Source organism: Streptomyces sp. NPDC020379, assembly GCF_044387105.1.
Lineage (GTDB): Bacteria > Actinomycetota > Actinomycetes > Streptomycetales > Streptomycetaceae > Streptomyces.
This window is the reverse complement of sequence record NZ_JBIRVR010000009.1, coordinates 24106-40506: the sequence shown is the minus strand read 5'-3', so window position 1 is coordinate 40506 and position 16401 is coordinate 24106. Positions and strand designations below refer to the sequence as shown.

Here is a 16401-nt window from a genome sequence, read left to right as displayed (position 1 = left end):
GGGAGCCCACACATGACTGATGCCCCTCGCCGAACGTCCCTCGACGCGCTGCACCGCGCGCTGGGCGCCACGATGACCGATTTCGCCGGCTGGGACATGCCCCTGCGCTACGGCAGCGAGCGCGACGAGCACCTCGCGGTGCGCACCCGCGCCGGTCTCTTCGACCTCTCCCACATGGGCGAGATCACCCTCACCGGCCCGGGGGCGGGCCGGGCGCTCGACCACGCGCTGGTCGGCAACCTCTCCGCGCTGGCCGTCGGCCGCGCCCGCTACACCATGATCTGCGACGCCGGGGGCGGCATCCTGGACGACCTGATCGTCTACCGCCTCGGCGACGAGGAGTACATGGTCGTCGCCAACGCCTCCAACGCCCAGGTGGTGCTGGACGCCCTGACCGAGCGCGCGGCCGGTTTCGAGGCGGAGGTCCGGGACGACCGCGAGAACTACGCGCTGCTCGCGGTCCAGGGCCCCGAGTCCCCCGGCATCCTGAAGTCCCTGACGGACGCCGACCTCGACGGCCTCAAGTACTACGCGGGCCTGCCGGGCACCGTGGCGGGCGTGCCCGTGCTGATCGCCCGCACCGGCTACACCGGCGAGGACGGCTTCGAGCTCTTCGTCGCCCCGGCCGACGCCGAGAAGCTCTGGCAGGCGCTGACCGACGCGGGCGCCGGGGCGGGCCTCGTGCCGTGCGGCCTCTCCTGCCGCGACACGCTGCGGCTGGAGGCGGGCATGCCGCTCTACGGGCACGAGCTGACGACGGCCACCACGCCCTTCGACGCGGGCCTGGGCCGGGTCGTGAAGTTCGACAAGGAGGGCGACTTCGTGGGCCGCGAGGCGCTCGTGGCCGCCGCCGAGCGCGCGGAGAGCGACCCGCCGCGCAAGCTGGTCGGCCTGATCGCGACGGGCCGGCGGGTGCCGCGCGCCGGATATCCGGTCGTCTCCGGCGGCCAGATCATCGGCGAGGTCACCTCCGGTGCTCCCTCGCCCACGCTCGGCAAGCCGATCGCCATCGCGTATGTCGACGCCGCCCACTCCGCACCCGGTACAAATGACGTATCCGTGGACATTCGCGGCAGCCATGAGCCGTACGAGGTCGTCGCTCTGCCCTTCTACAAGCGGCAGCGCTGATCCCTTCTCATCTCACCTGTCAATACCCGTTGCACAAGCACCCTCGCGCATCCAGGAGAATCTAGCCATGAGCAACCCCCAGCAGCTGCGCTTCAGCAAGGAGCACGAGTGGCTGTCGGCCGTCGACGCGGACGGCGTGGCCACGGTCGGCATCACCGAGTTCGCCGCGAACTCGCTCGGTGACGTCGTCTTCGCCCAGCTCCCGGCGGTCGGTGACACGGTCACCGCGGGTGAGTCCTGTGGCGAGCTGGAGTCGACCAAGTCGGTCAGCGACCTGTTCTCCCCGGTGACCGGCGAGGTCACCGAGGCCAACCAGGACGTCGTGGACGACCCCGCGCTGGTGAACTCCGCCCCCTTCACGGGCGGCTGGCTGTTCAAGGTGAAGATCACGGACGAGCCGGCGGACCTCCTCTCCGCCGATGAGTACACGGCCTTCACCGCAGGCTGAACCCGCCCCTCCTCCCGCCCAGGAAGTCCAGGAAGAACTCATGTCGCTTCTGAACAGCTCCCTCCATGAGCTCGACCCCGACGTCGCCGCCGCTGTCGACGCCGAACTCCACCGCCAGCAGTCCACCCTCGAGATGATCGCGTCGGAGAACTTCGCTCCGGTCGCCGTCATGGAGGCCCAGGGCTCGGTCCTCACCAACAAGTACGCCGAGGGCTACCCGGGCCGCCGCTACTACGGTGGCTGCGAGCACGTCGACGTCGTCGAGCAGATCGCCATCGACCGGATCAAGGCGCTCTTCGGCGCCGAGCACGCGAACGTCCAGCCGCACTCCGGCGCGCAGGCGAACGCGGCCGCGATGTTCGCGCTGCTCAACCCCGGCGACACCATCCTGGGTCTGAACCTCGCCCACGGCGGGCACCTGACCCACGGCATGAAGATCAACTTCTCCGGCAAGCTCTACAACGTGGTCGCGTACCACGTCGACGAGGCGACCAACCTGGTCGACATGGACGAGGTCGAGCGCCTCGCCAAGGAGCACCGCCCGAAGCTGATCGTCGCCGGCTGGTCGGCCTACCCGCGCCAGCTGGACTTCGCGGCCTTCCGCCGGATCGCGGACGAGGTCGGCGCGTACCTGATGGTCGACATGGCCCACTTCGCGGGTCTCGTCGCCGCCGGGCTGCACCCCTCCCCGGTGCCGCACGCGCACGTCGTCACCACGACCACCCACAAGACGCTGGGCGGCCCCCGCGGTGGTGTGATCCTCTCCACGGCCGAGCTGGCCAAGAAGATCAACTCCGCCGTCTTCCCCGGTCAGCAGGGTGGCCCGCTGGAGCACGTGATCGCGGCCAAGGCCGTCTCCTTCAAGGTCGCGGCGAGCGAGGAGTTCAAGGAGCGCCAGCAGCGTACGCTGGAAGGCGCGAAGATCCTGGCCGAGCGTCTGGTGCAGGCCGATGTCGCCGAGGCGGGCGTGTCCGTCCTCTCCGGCGGCACGGACGTGCACCTGGTGCTGGTGGACCTCCGCAACTCCCAGCTGGACGGCCAGCAGGCCGAGGACCGCCTCCACGAGGTCGGGATCACGGTCAACCGCAACGCCATCCCGAACGACCCGCGGCCCCCGATGGTCACCTCGGGTCTGCGGATCGGCACCCCCGCGCTGGCCACCCGCGGCTTCCAGGCCGAGGACTTCCGCGAGGTCGCGGAGATCATCGCCGCGGCGCTGAAGCCGTCCTACGACGTGGAGTCCCTGCGCTCCCGCGTCACGGCCCTGGCGGACAAGCACCCGCTGTACGCCGGCCTGAAGTAACCGAGCAGGACCCGATTCACCCGCTGGTACGGGGCACTGGGCACACTGGAAGGTGAGCCCGGTGCCCCGCACCACGTGGCGGGACGCCGGATCACTCACGTGGCACCCCGTGTGCACCGACCGTGGCCCGGCCGCCCGCGTCACACCCCGTACCACCGACCCGAGGGAGCGCCACCGTGGCCATCTCCGTTTTCGATCTCTTCTCGATCGGCATAGGCCCGTCCAGCTCCCACACGGTCGGCCCGATGCGGGCCGCGCTGATGTTCACGCGCCGGCTGAAGAACGAGGGCCTGCTGGCCCACACCACCTCCGTGCGCGCCGAGCTCTTCGGCTCGCTGGGCGCCACCGGTCACGGCCACGGCACGCCCAAGGCCGTGCTGCTCGGCCTGGAGGGCCACTCCCCCCGCACGGTCGATGTGGAGACCGCGGACGACGAGGTCGAGCGCATCCGCTCCTCGAAGCGGCTGCGGCTGCTCGGCGCGGAGATCGGCTCGACGCACGAGATCGACTTCGACGAGTCCACCCAGCTGATCCTGCACCGCCGCCGCTCCCTGCCGTACCACGCGAACGGCATGACCCTCTTCGCCTACGACGAGGCCGGCGCGCCCCTGCTGGAGAAGACCTACTACTCCGTCGGCGGCGGCTTCGTCGTGGACGAGGACGCGGTCGGCGAGGACCGGATCGTCCTGGACGACACCGTGCTGAAGTACCCCTTCCGCACGGGCGACGAGCTGCTGCGGATGTCCCGCGAGACGGGCCTGTCGATCTCCGCCCTGATGCTGGAGAACGAGAAGGCGTGGCGCACGGAGTCCGAGATCCGTGCGGGTCTGCTGGAGATCTGGCGCGTCATGCAGGCGTGCGTCTCCCGCGGCATGTCCCGCGAGGGCATCCTCCCCGGCGGCCTCAAGGTGCGCCGCCGCGCGGCCAACTCCGCCCGCCAGCTGCGCGCCGAGGGCGACCCGCAGGCCCGCGCGATGGAGTGGATCACGATCTACGCCATGGCCGTCAACGAGGAGAACGCCGCGGGCGGCCGCGTCGTGACCGCGCCCACCAACGGCGCCGCGGGCATCATCCCGGCCGTGCTGCACTACTACATGAACTTCGTGCCCGGCGCGGACGAGGACGGCATCGTCCGCTTCCTGCTCGCCGCGGGCGCGATCGGCATGCTCTTCAAGGAGAACGCCTCGATCTCCGGCGCCGAGGTCGGCTGCCAGGGCGAGGTCGGCTCCGCCTGCTCGATGGCCTCCGGCGGCCTCGCCGAGGTCCTCGGCGGCTCGCCCGAGCAGGTCGAGAACGCGGCCGAGATCGGCATGGAGCACAACCTGGGCCTGACCTGCGACCCGGTCGGCGGCCTGGTGCAGATCCCCTGCATCGAGCGCAACGGCATGGCCGCGGCCAAGGCCGTCACCGCCGCCCGCATGGCCCTGCGCGGCGACGGCCGCCACCACGTCTCCCTCGACAAGGTCATCAAGACCATGAAGGAGACGGGCGCCGACATGAAGGTCAAGTACAAGGAGACGGCGCGGGGCGGGCTCGCGGTCAACGTCATCGAGTGCTGAACGGGCGCTCCCGCTCGGGGATCATGGCCGGAAACATCGTGTCACCGCGTGCCCCCCGGAAGTAGTGTCGGCTCCTCGTCGGCCGTTCCACCGCGAGGAGCCCCCGCCATGCGCCACCACGCCCGCGCCACTGCCGCGATCCTCGGCGCCCTCACCGCCGCCTTCGGTCTCGCGGCGCCCTCCGCCGTCGCCGCGCCCGCGGCGGTGCCGTCCTCGGCCGTACGGCTGCAGAACGGCGCGTACAGCGGCTGCCTGACGGCGGAGGGGGCCGGCTACCGCGACCCACGGGGCGCGGCGCGGCCCAGGCTGGTGGCGCTGGAGGCGTGCGACGCGGTGACTCCGGCCCGGCAGTCCTGGCTGTACAGCGCGGCCACCCATCAGTTCTCGTCGGTGGCCGAGCCCTACCACTGCATCGACCGGAAGGGCTCGCTGCTGGTCACCGCGCTGTGCGACACGGAGGCTCCGGAGCAGCGGTTCCGTACCGCTCCGGCCGGTGCGGGCGGTCTGCGCAAGGTGGCGTCCGAGGCCGACGGCCGCGTCTGGGCGCAGGAATCGCGCCGCGCGGGCGGGGTCCGGACGGCGGCGGGCGAAGGGGTGCGGCCGGCGCGTGACGCGTCCTCGCTCCGGGCGGAGCGGAGCTGGGCGCTGACCGCGGTCTGATCTTCCTGGGGGCGGGCGTTGTCAGTGGTGGCGCGTACGCTCTCCAGCATGAGTTACGCAGACCTGCGCGAACTCCAGAGCGCGCTCAGCACCGCCTCGGACATCGCCTTCGCCCTCGACGCCGCCCCGGCCCCGCATGAGGCCGACCAGCTTCTCGACGCCCTGCGCCGGGCGTTGACCGCGGCCGGTGCCCTGGGCGCCGGACTGGGCGCGACGGCGTGCGCGGAGCACCCCAAGGGGCCCGTGGATCCGCTCCACGGCGACAAGGACGACCCGCTGCCGCCGGGCTGGGGCCGGTGCCTGCTGTGCAACGACCGCAGGCGGCGGGCCAGTGCGCAGCGCAGAGGCTGGCGCTGACCCGCCGGGAGCCGTGCGGGGGCCGGATCAGCCGTTGAGGGAGGCCCAGAACTCCTCGAAGGACAGCACGCCGTCGCCGTTGGCGTCCTTCTTGTTGATGATGGCCTGGGCCACGGTCTCGGTGACGTTGAAGTCGCCGAGCTGAGCCATCACGCTCTTGTACTCGGCGGCGGTGATCAGACCGTCCCCGTCGGCGTCGAACCGTTCGAAAGCCTTGCGCGCTTCGGCCTCGCGCGTCGCGTTGTCGGCCATGTGGGCCTCCCCTTGTGTGCTGGTGTGACCGGCACAGATTAGCCGCCGCTGATCACCAGGCCGATATAGCGGTCCCAGTCCCAGTGGGGGCCGGGGTCGGTGTGGGTGGAGCCGGGCACCTCGACGTGGCCGATGATGTGGTCGCGGGTCCGCGGGATGCCGTAGCGGGCGCAGACGGCGGCGGCGAGCCGGGCCGAGGAGCGGTACATCGCGTCGGTGAAGTATGCGGGGCGGTCGATCCAGCCCTCGTGCTCGATGCCGATGCTGCGGGTGTTGTAGTCCCAGTTGCCGGCGTGCCAGGCGATGTCCTTCTCGCGGACGAACTGGCCGATGTAGCCGTCCGCGGAGGCGACCATGTAGTGCGCCGAGACCCTGGCCGCGGGGTCCTGGAAGATCCGCATCGCGTCGCCGAAGGTCTCCTGGGTCACATGGATCACGAGGAAGTCGACCGGGTGGGCGGAGGGGCGGCTGGAGACGGTGTAGTTGGCGCTGTTCGCCGGTATCCAGTGCGTGGGGGGATAGGGGGTGGTGGCGGTGTCTTCGTCCATGGGGGCTCCCGGATGGCGGGCACACCGGTCGGCAGCCCGGCGGGGACATGACACTCCAGAACGGCCCGGCTCGCAAGGACCGACATGGACTCCGCATAAAAATAGGGGTTACCGCTGGTTCATTCATGGAATGTAAGGCAGGTGTTACAACTCACCTTTGATTAACGAGATATCTCTCCTGAATTGCCCGAATCTGCCCCGATAGCCGCTTTGGCTGACACGCGACTGTCTGCCATAGTCGATGACACGACCCCCATTGACCCGGGCCAGGTCGTTCTTCCGGCCGCGGAACACACCCCATTTCTCCGCGGCCGCACGCAGAGGCCCCCGGCCCGTCGCATACCGACGGATGGGGGCCTCTGCGTTTCCCGGCCGCGCCGGGGCGGCTCAGCGGTCCGCGACCCTCATCTCGAACCACGTCGTCTTGCCACGGGCCAGCAGATCCACGCCCCAGCGGTCCGAGAGCTTGTCGACCAGGAAGAGCCCGCGTCCGCTCGTGTCGAGCTCGTGCACCGGCATCAGGCACGGCAGCCCGCGGGAGGGGTCGCGCACCTCGATGCGCAGCCAGCCGCGGCGGCGCAGCATCCGCAGCCCGAAGCAGCGCGCCCCGGTGTGCCGGACGGCGTTGCCCACGAGCTCGGAGACCAGCAGCACGGCGTGCTCGGCGAGCTGGGGGGAGAGTCCCCAGTGCCGCAGGACGACGGACTGGGTGAGCCGCCGGGCGGCGATCGCCGACTCCGGGCGGGAGGGCAGCTGGACTTCGCCGAGTGTGGGGTCGCCGAACAGGTCGAGCGCCTTGAGCGCCAGTTCATCCTCTGCGGACGGCATCCAGCGCACAGCGGCCGTGCCACTTCGCTGCCGCGGCTGATCCGTTCCTTCCAGGCCCGCCATGCACCCCATCATGGCCGCCGTAAAGACGCCGTGGGCTGGAACCAAGGGATTCACCGGAGCGGAATCCGCTCCTCCAACACCGTTCGGCGACATATGCCATGGGCAGCAAGTCACCCAAAAAATGCGGACTGACCTGCGGTGACCGCAGGTGCACAGATGATCGCTCAGCGCATGGAACAAGGTCATTTCGATGGGTTCGCACACCTCGGGGAATTCCCCCACAAGAGGCAACCGCCCGGCATGCCGGCCGAGCGTGCCGGGGCAACGGCGAAGGGGCCACCGACCGTTCGGCGGCCCCCGCGACACTCATGCCCAACCTGTCGATTTTCAGACGAACTTGGCCTTGCCGGGTCCGTCCTCGACAAAACTGCGCATCCCGATCTCCCGGTCCTCGGTGGCGAACAGCCCGGCGAACCAGTTGCGTTCGATGGCGAGCCCGGTGTCGATGTCGGTCTCCAGACCCGTGTCCACGGCCTCCTTCGCGGCGCGCAGCGCGAGCGCGGGGCCGGCGGCGAGCTTCGCGGCCCACGCGTGCGCCTGCTCGTAGACCTCCGCGGCCGGCACGACCCGGTCGACGAGGCCGAGCTCCAGCGCCTCGGGGGCCTTCACCTGACGGCCGGTGAAGATGAGGTCCTTGGCCCTGGACGGGCCGACGAGCCGGGCCAGCCGCTGGGTGCCGCCCGCGCCCGGGATCAGGCCGAGCAGGATCTCCGGCTGGCCGAGCTTGGCGTTGTCCGCGGCGATGCGGAAGTCGGCGCAGAGCGCGAGCTCGCAGCCGCCGCCGAGCGCGTAGCCGGTGACGGCGGCGACGACGGGCTTGGGGATGCGGGCGACGGCGGTGAAGGCGTCCTGGAGGCCACGGGAGCGGGCCACCATGGCCGCGTGGTCCATCCTCTGCATCTCCTTGATGTCCGCGCCGGCCGCGAACACCTTCTCCCCGCCCCACAGCACCACGGCCCGCACGTCCGCGCGGTGGGTCGCCTCCTCCGCGAGCTCGCGGAGCTGGTCCTGGGTGGCGATGTCGAGCGCGTTCATGGGCGGACGGTCGAGCCGGATGGTCCCGACGCCCTCGGCGGCCTCAAGATGCACAGTCATGACAGCAGGTTAGCTTCAGGGCCTCGCGGGGGTCTGCCCCGCGCGGCGGCCGGACAGCGAGCGGCCCGGTGCACTTGGTCACACAAGCGCACCGGGCCGCCCGGCCGTCAGGGAGTGGGGGCGTCAGCTCCCGGCGGTCCACTCGGACCAGGGCATGTTCCAGCCGTTGAGCCCGTTGTCCGGCTGGATCGTCTTGTCATTGGAGTTCTTGACCACGACGACGTCGCCGATGAGCGAGTTGTCGTAGAACCACGCGGCCGGGGTGGACGGGTCGCCGCCGCCGCGCTGGTCGAACAGGCCCACGCAGCCGTGGCTCGCGTTCTCCGAGCCGAAGGTGCCCTCGCCCGACCAGTAGTTGCCGTGGATGAAGGTGCCGGACGTCGACAGGCGCATGGCGTGCGGCACGTCCGCGATGTCGTACTCGCCGCCGAAGCCGACCGTGTTGCCGTCCATCCGCGTCACGTCGTACTTCTCGCTGATGACCATCTGGCCGTTGTACGTCGAGTGGCCCGGGGCGCCGGCGGAGATCGGGATGGTCTTGAGCGTCTTGCCGTCCCGCTCGACCGTCATCTGGTGGCTGGCGGCGTCCACGGTGCTCACCTGGCTGCGGCCGACGGTGAACTTCACGGTCTTGTCCTGCGTGCCGTAGACCCCGGCACGGCCCTCGACGCCGTTGAGGTGCATCTCCAGCGTCACCTTGGTGCCCGCGGCCCAGTATTTCTCGGGGCGGAAGTCGAGGCGGTCGTTGCCGAACCAGTGGGCCTTGATGGGCACGGACGGCTCGGCGGTCACCTTCACGGCCTGCTCGACGGCCTTGGCGTTGTCGATGCCGCGGCTGAAAGTGAGCGATACGGGCATGCCGACGCCGACCGTGCTGCCGTCCTCCGGCGTGAAGTAGCCGACGAATGTGTTCTGCGGGATGAGGGTGGTGAACGTCGCGTGCTTGGCGGACGTGCGGCCGTTCTTGTCCTTCGCCAGGGCGTCCACCGTGTACTTCGTGGAGGCGGCCAGGTGAGCGGCCGGCTCCCAGGACGCGCCGCCGTCGGCGATCCTGCCGTCCACGGCGGTGCCCTTGGCGTCGGCGACCTTGACGGAGGTCAGGGTGCCCTTGTCCGCGGTGACCTTGAGCGCGCCGCTCGTCGCGACGTCCTTCGCGCCGTCCTCCGGCGCGATCGTCACCACGGCCTGCGAGGGCTTGCCGTCGTCCTTCCCCGCACCGTCCTTCTTGGTGTCACCGTCCCCACCGCAGGCGGTGACCAGCAACAACAGCGCCCCGAGCAGCAGCGCGAACAGACCCCTGCGGCCGGCGCGCCCCCTCGATATCAGCTGCGTGTTCACAACGGTTGTCTCCCCTTCGCACGGCCCGCGGCCACGCGGCGCCCCCTGAGCGCGTCAGCACGCGCATGGCGATAGATAACCACATGCCACCGACAGCGCATGGCTCGCGAATGTCACCGTTCCGCAGCAAATGGGAACGGTGGTACGAGGCATACGCGTGAGGAGTGAGCTGTGGCCGAATCGAGGCATCTTAAACCGGCCACAGACCCGCCGTTGACCATCCGGCTGGGCCGTACCCGCACAGCTCCCGCACAGGTGTCGGGTCCGATCACACGGGTGAGCGCATGCGTGGATCTGGGCAGAACTGGGGGAAGGACAGGACCGCCGACATCCGGCACGGGAAGCCGGGTGCCCGGCGCGCTGGTCGAGAGCCGCCGGAGGCGAAGACGTGTCGAGCGCACCCGAGCAACGGGCGGAACGGGACGGGCGGGACGACCGGTTCGCGGGCGCCCCCGCCCTGCCCTCTACGGCGGGCGGCGCGGCGCCGCCCGCCGTGTCCGCCGTCAACGGCCACCGGCGGGCACAGGCCCCGGCCCGCCCGGCGGTGCGGCCGGGCAGCTCGGAGCCGCTGGGCGCGCGCTACCGCGTGGGGGCCGACGGAGTGGCGGGGACCAATTTCGCCCTGTGGGCCGGCGGGGCGGAGGCCGTCGAGCTGTGCCTGTTCGACGACGAGCCTGGCCCCGGCCCCGAGGGCGCACCGCACCAGGGGCGTGAAACCCGCCTGCTCCTGGAGGAGTTGACGCACGAGATATGGCACGGCTTCGTCCCGGGCGTACGCCCCGGCCGCCGCTACGGCTACCGCGTGCACGGCCGCTGGGACCCCTGGACCGGCGCGCGCTGGAACCCCGCCAAGCTCCTCCTCGACCCCTACGCCCGGGCCGTGGACGGTGATTTCACCCTCCCGCCCGAGGTCTACGGACACGTCCGCGACTGGCCGCAGCAGTACGTCGCCGACACCGTGCGCGACGACCGCGACTCGGCCCCGTACGTCCCCAAGGGCGTCGTCGTCGCGGACGACGACGACTGGGCGGACGACCACCGGCCGAAGACGCCGTGGGCCGACTCGGTCATCTACGAACTGCACGTGCGCGGCTTCACCATGCGCCACCCCGGCATCCCCGAGCGGCTGCGCGGCACTTACGCGGGGCTCGCCCACCCGGCGGCCGTCGATCACCTGGTGCGCCTCGGGGTGACCGCCGTCGAGCTGCTGCCCGTCCACCAGTTCGCGCACGAGGAGCACCTGCTGCGGCGCGGGCTGCGCAACTACTGGGGCTACAACTCCATCGGCTACTTCGCGCCGCACGCCGGCTACGCGGCGACCGGGACGCGCGGCCGGCAGGTCGGCGAGTTCAAGCGGATGGTGCGGGCCTTGCACGCGGCGGGCATCGAGGTCATCCTCGACGTCGTCTACAACCACACGGCGGAGGGCGGCGAGCTCGGGCCGACGCTCTCGCTGCGCGGCGTGGACAACCGCCGCTACTACCGCCTCCAGGACGACGCCCGCCGCTACGCCGACTACACCGGCTGCGGCAACACCCTCCACGTGGTGCAGCCGAACGTCCTCCGCCTGATCACCGACTCGCTGCGCTACTGGGTGACCGAGATGGGCGTCGACGGCTTCCGCTTCGACCTGGCGGCGGCGCTCGCCCGGTCGATGCATGACGTCGACATGCTCTCCCCCTTCCTCGCGGTCATCGCCCAGGACCCGGTGCTGCGCCGCGTCAAGCTCATAGCCGAGCCGTGGGACGTGGGGTCGGGCGGCTATCAGGTGGGCGCCTTCCCGCCGCTGTGGACGGAGTGGAACGACCGCTACCGCGACGCCGTGCGCGACTTCTGGCGGGGCGCGCTGCCGGACGTACGGGACCTCGGCTATCGCCTGTCCGGCTCCAGCGACCTCTACGCCTGGGGCGGCCGCAGGCCGTACGCCTCCGTCAACTTCGTCACCGCGCACGACGGATTCACCCTGCGCGACCTCGTCAGTTACGAGCAGAAGCACAACGAGGCCAACGGCGAGGGCAACCGCGACGGCACCGGCGACAACCGGTCCTGGAACTGCGGCGCCGAGGGCGAGACCGACGACCCGGCCGTCCTCGCGCTGCGCAGGCGGCAGGCCCGGAACCTGCTGACCACCCTGCTGCTGTCCACCGGTGTGCCGATGCTGGTGGCCGGTGACGAGATGGGCCGCACGCAGGGCGGCAACAACAACGCGTACTGCCAGGACAACGACACCAGCTGGGTCGACTGGTCCCTCCTGGCGGACCCCGGCTGGCGGGCGCTCGCCGAGCTGTCCGGCCGGCTCCTCGCCCTGCGCCGTGCCCACCCCGTGCTGCGCAGCCGCTCCTTCTTCTCCGGCCGCCCCCAGGCGGCGGACGGGCTGCGGGATCTGGCCTGGTTCACGGCGGACGGCACGGAGATGACGGAGGCCGACTGGTACGCGCCGGCGGCCACGCTCGGCATGTTCCTCTCCGGCCGGGACATCCCGCGGCGCGACCCCTCCGGTCGACCGGTCACCGACGACAGCTTCCTGACGGTCCTGCACGCGGGCGCCGGACCGGTCCGCTTCACGCTGCCCGGGCCGCCGTGGGCTTCGGCGTACGAACTCCTGGTGAACACGGCGCTGGAGGCGCAGGCTTCGGCGCCGGGCACGGTGCGGGTGGGGGGCACGCCGGTGGCTGTCCGCCCGCGCTCGGTCCTCCTCCTGCGGGCCGTGCCGGCGGCTTCTTCCCCGCCTCGGCCTTGCCCGTAGCCGCCTGCGACGGGCTTTTCCCCTGCCCGCCCCTGCCCGCCCCTGCCCGAAAACGGGGAGACCCCGGACCCCAGCGACCTTCGGTCGCGTCCTCGAACGCCGAACGGGCTGGACATGGCTGATGCGGGTGCGCGATTCAGCCCGTCCGGCGTTCGAGGACAACGCGCGAAGGGCGCTCCCGCCGCGGGCGGCGAACCGGCCCCGCAGCCGGGCCGAGAAAAAGACGTGGGCACGGTAAGCAGTCAACCGTACCCTCACTCCTGATGACTGCCACCCGAGAAGTGCCCCACTCAACTGCCCGGTCGCTGCTGCGACTTTGGCCCTACGTGCGCCCCGTCCGCACCCGCCTGTTCCTCGCGGCAGCCGTGGCGGTCGTCGCGTCCTGCATAGGTCTCGCCTTCCCCCTGGTGCTGAAGTGGATGGTGGACGGCCCCATCGCCGAGCGCGACCCGTCGGGCGTCTGGCTGGGCGGTGCCCTGCTGCTGGCCCTCGGCGTCTTGGAGGCGGTGCTGTTCACGGCGCGCCGCCGGCTGATCGCCCGCCCGCTGGCCGGCGTCGAGGCGGACATGCGGGCCGACCTCTACGCCCGCCTCCAGCGGCTGCCGGTGGCCTTCCACGACCAGTGGCCCTCGGGGCAGTTGCTCTCGCGTGGCACGACCGATCTGATGCTGCTGCGGATATTCCTGGCGTTCCCGCTGACCTTCCTGCTGGTCAACGGGGTGACCATCGTGGTCGGCTTCGCCATTCTGCTGATGCAGCAGTGGCTGCTGGGCCTGGTGCTGCTCGCGCCGGTGGTACCGCTGGTCGCGCTGTGCTGGACGTTCGAGGAGCGCTATTCCCGGGCCGCGCGCACCGCGCAGGACCAGGTGGGCGATCTGACGACGGCCGTCGAGGAGAGCGTCCTCGGCATCCGCGTCATCAAGGGCTTCGGGCGGCACCACCGCCAGGAGCGCGCCTTCATGGCGCTCTCGGGCCGGCTGCGGTCGACCGAGCTGCGCAAGGCGGGCCTGCTGGGGACGCTCTGGGCGCTGATCATGATCCTGCCGGAGCTGGCGATCGGGGCGGCGCTGCTGCTCGGGGTGGTGCAGGTCGCCGACGGCGAGCTGTCGGCCGGCACCCTGGTGGCGTTCCTCTCCACGGCGCTCGCGCTGCGCTGGCCGGTGGAGTCGATCGGCTTCCTGCTCGCGGTGACGAACGAGTCGGCGACGGCCGCGGACCGCTTCTTCGAGGTGCTCGACACGGAGCCGCCAGCCGAAGCTCCCGAGGCCCTCGATGCCCTCGACGCACCGGTGCCCGCCCGGCCGCGGGGTGACGGAATCCGCCTGGAAGGCGTCGAGTTCCGCTATCCCGACGCGCCCGCCGGCTCCCCGCCCGTACTGCGGGGCATCGACCTGCACATCAGACCCGGCGAGACCATGGCGCTCGTCGGCACCACCGGCAGCGGCAAGACCACCCTCACCGCGCTGATCCCACGCCTCCACGAGGCGACCGCCGGGCGGATCACCCTCGACGGCCGGGACATCGCGGCGCTCCCCCGCGAGCGGCTGCGCGAGCTCGTCTCCGTCGCCTTCGAGGACCCCACGCTCTTCTCGGCCACCGTCGCCGAGAACGTCCTGATGGGCGCCGCGCACGCCCAGGAGGCCGATCTCGTACGGGCGTTGTCGGTCGCCCAGGCCGACTTCGCGCACGCCCTGCCCGACGGCCCCGCCACCCAGGTCGGCGAGCAGGGGCTGAGCCTGTCCGGCGGGCAGCGGCAGCGCCTCGCGCTGGCCCGCGCGGTCGTCGGCTCGCCCCGCTTCCTCATCCTCGACGACCCGCTCTCCGCGCTCGATGTCCACACCGAGGCCCTGGTGGAGGCGGCGCTGCGCGAGGTGCTGGCCACGACCACGGCCCTGGTGGTCGCCCACCGCCCGTCCACCGTCCTGCTCGCCGACCGGGTGGCCCTGCTCTCCGGCGGGCGCGTCACGGCGGTCGGCACCCACCACGAACTGCTGCACGGCAACGAGGAGTACGCGTCGCTGATGTCCGGCCGGGACGACCACGCCTTTCAGGGAGGGCCGCGACGATGACCACCACCGTCTCCGAGGAGCAGGCCGAGGAGGCCGGACCGGCGGACGCCGGTGACCCGGTCACCCGGGACGTCCTGCCCGCGCCCAAGGGCGCCTCCCGCGCGCTGCTGCGCTCACTCCTCGCCCCCGCCCGGGGCGCGGTCCGGTTCGCCGTCGTCGTCCTGCTGCTCCAGCAGGCCGCCGTCCAGGCGGGCCCGCTGCTGGTGGCGTACGCCATCGACCGCGGGGTGCCCGCCGTGCGCCACGGCGACCACGGCCCGCTGATCGCCGTCGGCGCCGGCTACGCCCTGTGCGCGCTGGCCTCCGGCCTGCTCCAGCTGGCCTTCGTGCGGCTGTCCGCCCGTATCGGCCAGGACATGCTCCTGGACCTGCGCGGCCGGATCTTCCGCCACGCGCAGGCGCTCAGCGTCGACTTCCACGAGCGCTACACCTCCGGCCGGCTGATCTCCCGCGCGACCTCCGACGTCGAGTCGATCCGCGAGCTGCTCAACGACGGCCTCCAGGAGCTCATCGCCGTCGCCCTGTCGGTGGTGTACGTCTCGGCGACGCTGCTCTGGCTCGACCTCGGCATCGGGGGCGCGGCCCTGCTGTCCTTCGCGCCGCTGTATCTCTTCGTGCGCTCCTACCGGCGGCGCGCGCTGGTCGTCTACGGCGAGCGGTCCACGGCGATCGCGGCCGTCATCGTGAAGTTCACCGAGACGATGAACGGCATCCGGCCGGTGCAGGCGTTCCGCCGGGAACGCGCCAACGACGCGCACTTCGCCGAGCTCAACTCCCGCCACCGCACGGCCAATGTGGCCGCGATGCTGGAGATGGCCCGCTACATCTTCTCGTCCCGGATGGTGGCCAACATCGCGCTGGCGGCGATCGTCCTGTGGAGTGCCCACCGGGTGGCCTCCGGCGACCTGGCGCTCGGCGTGCTCGCCGCCTCGGTGCTCTACCTGCGGCGGCTGTACGACCCGATCGACCGGCTCGGGATGTTCCTCAACACCTATCAGTCGGCCGCCGCGTCCCTGGAGAAGATCGCCGGACTGCTCGCCCAGCGCCCCTCCGTCCCCGAGCCCGCGCACCCCAGGACGCTGCCGGAGCGGCCCGCGGGCACTCCGGGCCGTGAGGTGGTCTTCGACGGGGTGCGCTTCGCCTACCGCACGGGCGGCGAGGTGCTGCCCCGCTTCGGCCTGACCCTGGCCGCCGGGCGGACGGTGGCCGTCGTCGGCTCCACCGGCGCCGGCAAGTCCACGCTGGCCAAGCTGCTCGCCCGGTTCTACGACCCGACCGAGGGCGAGGTCCGGCTCGACGGCGTCCCGCTGCGCGAGCTGGCCGTGCCGGAGCTGCGCCGCGGGGTCGTCATGGTCACCCAGGAGTCGTTCCTGTTCTCCGGCACGGTCGCGGAGAACATCGCCATCGGCCGCCCCGACGCGACGCGCGCGGAGATGGAGCGGGCGGCGAAGGCCATCGGCGCGCACGACTTCATCACCGCGCTGCCGGACGGCTACGACACGGACGTCCGCAAGCGTGGTGGCCGGATCTCGGCGGGCCAGCGGCAGTTGATCGCCTTCGCCCGCGCCCTCCTCGCGGACCCCGCGGTCCTCATCCTCGACGAGGCGACGTCCTCGCTGGACATCCCCGGCGAGCAGGCGGTGCAGGCCGCGATGCGCACGGTGCTGCGCGGGCGTACGGCGGTGGTGATCGCGCACCGCCTGTCGACGGTCGAGATCGCGGACCGGGTGCTGGTCATGGCGGACGGCCGCGTCGTGGAGGACGGCACACCGGCCGAGCTCATCGCGGGCACGGGCCGCTTCGCGGACCTCCACCGGGCCTGGCGGGACAGCCTGGTCTGAGGACGGGCGGTCCCCGGCCGGGGGCCGCCCGTCATTGGACTGCACCATTTCCGGTCGGGATGGCGCCCCCGGCGGCCCCGTCTCCCGGCCCCCGCGGCGGAGTTCAAGGGTCCCCCACCCCGCATCCTTCCCGATCCGCTATGCGGACCCCGCTTGTTCGTCAACG

At 71.7% G+C, this 16401-nt stretch carries 14 protein-coding genes; 9 read left to right on the top strand and 5 right to left on the bottom strand.

What is annotated here, in order from left to right; translation table 11 throughout:
• The first annotated feature begins 12 nt into the window (after positions 1-12).
• The 6 genes from gcvT (at position 13) to ACH427_RS14320 (ending at position 5455) form a co-directional block, all read left to right on the top strand.
• Positions 13-1128: a glycine cleavage system aminomethyltransferase GcvT gene (gene gcvT, locus ACH427_RS14345; protein ID WP_398869763.1), complete on the top strand. Its 1116-nt coding sequence runs from the start codon at positions 13-15 to the stop codon at positions 1126-1128.
• Positions 1129-1195: 67 nt separating this feature from the next.
• Positions 1196-1576: a glycine cleavage system protein GcvH gene (gene gcvH, locus ACH427_RS14340; RefSeq protein ID WP_398869762.1), complete on the top strand. Its 381-nt coding sequence runs from the start codon at positions 1196-1198 to the stop codon at positions 1574-1576.
• 40 nt (positions 1577-1616) lie between these two features.
• Positions 1617-2879 (top strand): serine hydroxymethyltransferase, encoded by a 1263-nt coding sequence (gene glyA, locus ACH427_RS14335; protein ID WP_398869761.1) that lies wholly within the window; start codon positions 1617-1619, stop codon positions 2877-2879.
• A gap of 176 nt (positions 2880-3055) precedes the next feature.
• A complete protein-coding gene (locus ACH427_RS14330) occupies positions 3056-4438 on the top strand; it encodes an L-serine ammonia-lyase (RefSeq protein WP_398869760.1) in 1383 nt (460 codons plus the stop codon).
• 108 nt (positions 4439-4546) lie between these two features.
• Entirely contained in the window at positions 4547-5098 is a 552-nt protein-coding gene (locus ACH427_RS14325) for a hypothetical protein (protein ID WP_398869759.1), read from the top strand.
• Between the two features lie 48 nt (positions 5099-5146).
• Positions 5147-5455 carry a hypothetical protein gene (locus ACH427_RS14320; protein ID WP_366003756.1) on the top strand — a complete coding sequence of 103 codons (309 nt, stop codon included), beginning with the start codon at positions 5147-5149 and terminating at the stop codon, positions 5453-5455.
• A 27-nt stretch (positions 5456-5482) separates the two neighbouring features.
• On the opposite strand, the gene ACH427_RS14315 is transcribed toward ACH427_RS14320, so the two are convergent.
• From ACH427_RS14315 to ACH427_RS14295, 5 genes are all read right to left on the bottom strand, one after another.
• Positions 5483-5707 (bottom strand): EF-hand domain-containing protein, encoded by a 225-nt coding sequence (locus tag ACH427_RS14315; protein ID WP_398869758.1) that lies wholly within the window; start codon positions 5705-5707, stop codon positions 5483-5485.
• Positions 5708-5745: 38 nt separating this feature from the next.
• Positions 5746-6255, bottom strand: a complete 510-nt coding sequence (locus ACH427_RS14310; protein WP_398869757.1) for an N-acetylmuramoyl-L-alanine amidase — start codon at positions 6253-6255, stop codon at positions 5746-5748.
• 387 nt (positions 6256-6642) lie between these two features.
• Positions 6643-7146 carry an ATP-binding protein gene (locus tag ACH427_RS14305; RefSeq protein WP_398869756.1) on the bottom strand — a complete coding sequence of 168 codons (504 nt, stop codon included), beginning with the start codon at positions 7144-7146 and terminating at the stop codon, positions 6643-6645.
• 327 nt (positions 7147-7473) lie between these two features.
• A complete protein-coding gene (locus ACH427_RS14300; RefSeq protein ID WP_398869755.1) occupies positions 7474-8241 on the bottom strand; it encodes an enoyl-CoA hydratase/isomerase family protein in 768 nt (255 codons plus the stop codon).
• Positions 8242-8364: 123 nt separating this feature from the next.
• Positions 8365-9579 (bottom strand): Ig-like domain-containing protein, encoded by a 1215-nt coding sequence (locus tag ACH427_RS14295; protein ID WP_398869754.1) that lies wholly within the window; start codon positions 9577-9579, stop codon positions 8365-8367.
• Positions 9580-9967: 388 nt separating this feature from the next.
• On the opposite strand from ACH427_RS14295, the gene glgX reads away from it, so the two are divergent.
• From glgX to ACH427_RS14280, 3 genes are all read left to right on the top strand, one after another.
• Positions 9968-12325 (top strand): glycogen debranching protein GlgX, encoded by a 2358-nt coding sequence (gene glgX / locus ACH427_RS14290; RefSeq protein ID WP_398869753.1) that lies wholly within the window; start codon positions 9968-9970, stop codon positions 12323-12325.
• Positions 12326-12588: 263 nt separating this feature from the next.
• Entirely contained in the window at positions 12589-14394 is a 1806-nt protein-coding gene (locus ACH427_RS14285; RefSeq protein WP_398869752.1) for an ABC transporter ATP-binding protein, read from the top strand.
• A complete protein-coding gene (locus ACH427_RS14280) occupies positions 14391-16235 on the top strand; it encodes an ABC transporter ATP-binding protein (RefSeq protein WP_398869751.1) in 1845 nt (614 codons plus the stop codon). The genes ACH427_RS14285 and ACH427_RS14280 overlap by 4 nt, the downstream gene beginning before the upstream one ends.
• The last annotated feature ends 166 nt before the right edge of the window (positions 16236-16401 follow it).

Coding starts and splice junctions, on each gene's coding strand:
- gcvT (WP_398869763.1), top strand. CDS start 13: ATGACTGATGCCCCTCGCCGAACGTCCCTCGACGCGCTGCACCGCGCG.
- gcvH (WP_398869762.1), top strand. CDS start 1,196: ATGAGCAACCCCCAGCAGCTGCGCTTCAGCAAGGAGCACGAGTGGCTG.
- glyA (WP_398869761.1), top strand. CDS start 1,617: ATGTCGCTTCTGAACAGCTCCCTCCATGAGCTCGACCCCGACGTCGCC.
- ACH427_RS14325 (WP_398869759.1), top strand. CDS start 4,547: ATGCGCCACCACGCCCGCGCCACTGCCGCGATCCTCGGCGCCCTCACC.
- ACH427_RS14320 (WP_366003756.1), top strand. CDS start 5,147: ATGAGTTACGCAGACCTGCGCGAACTCCAGAGCGCGCTCAGCACCGCC.
- ACH427_RS14315 (WP_398869758.1), bottom strand. CDS start 5,707: ATGGCCGACAACGCGACGCGCGAGGCCGAAGCGCGCAAGGCTTTCGAA.
- ACH427_RS14310 (WP_398869757.1), bottom strand. CDS start 6,255: ATGGACGAAGACACCGCCACCACCCCCTATCCCCCCACGCACTGGATA.
- ACH427_RS14305 (WP_398869756.1), bottom strand. CDS start 7,146: ATGGCGGGCCTGGAAGGAACGGATCAGCCGCGGCAGCGAAGTGGCACG.
- ACH427_RS14300 (WP_398869755.1), bottom strand. CDS start 8,241: ATGACTGTGCATCTTGAGGCCGCCGAGGGCGTCGGGACCATCCGGCTC.
- ACH427_RS14285 (WP_398869752.1), top strand. CDS start 12,589: ATGACTGCCACCCGAGAAGTGCCCCACTCAACTGCCCGGTCGCTGCTG.
- ACH427_RS14280 (WP_398869751.1), top strand. CDS start 14,391: ATGACCACCACCGTCTCCGAGGAGCAGGCCGAGGAGGCCGGACCGGCG.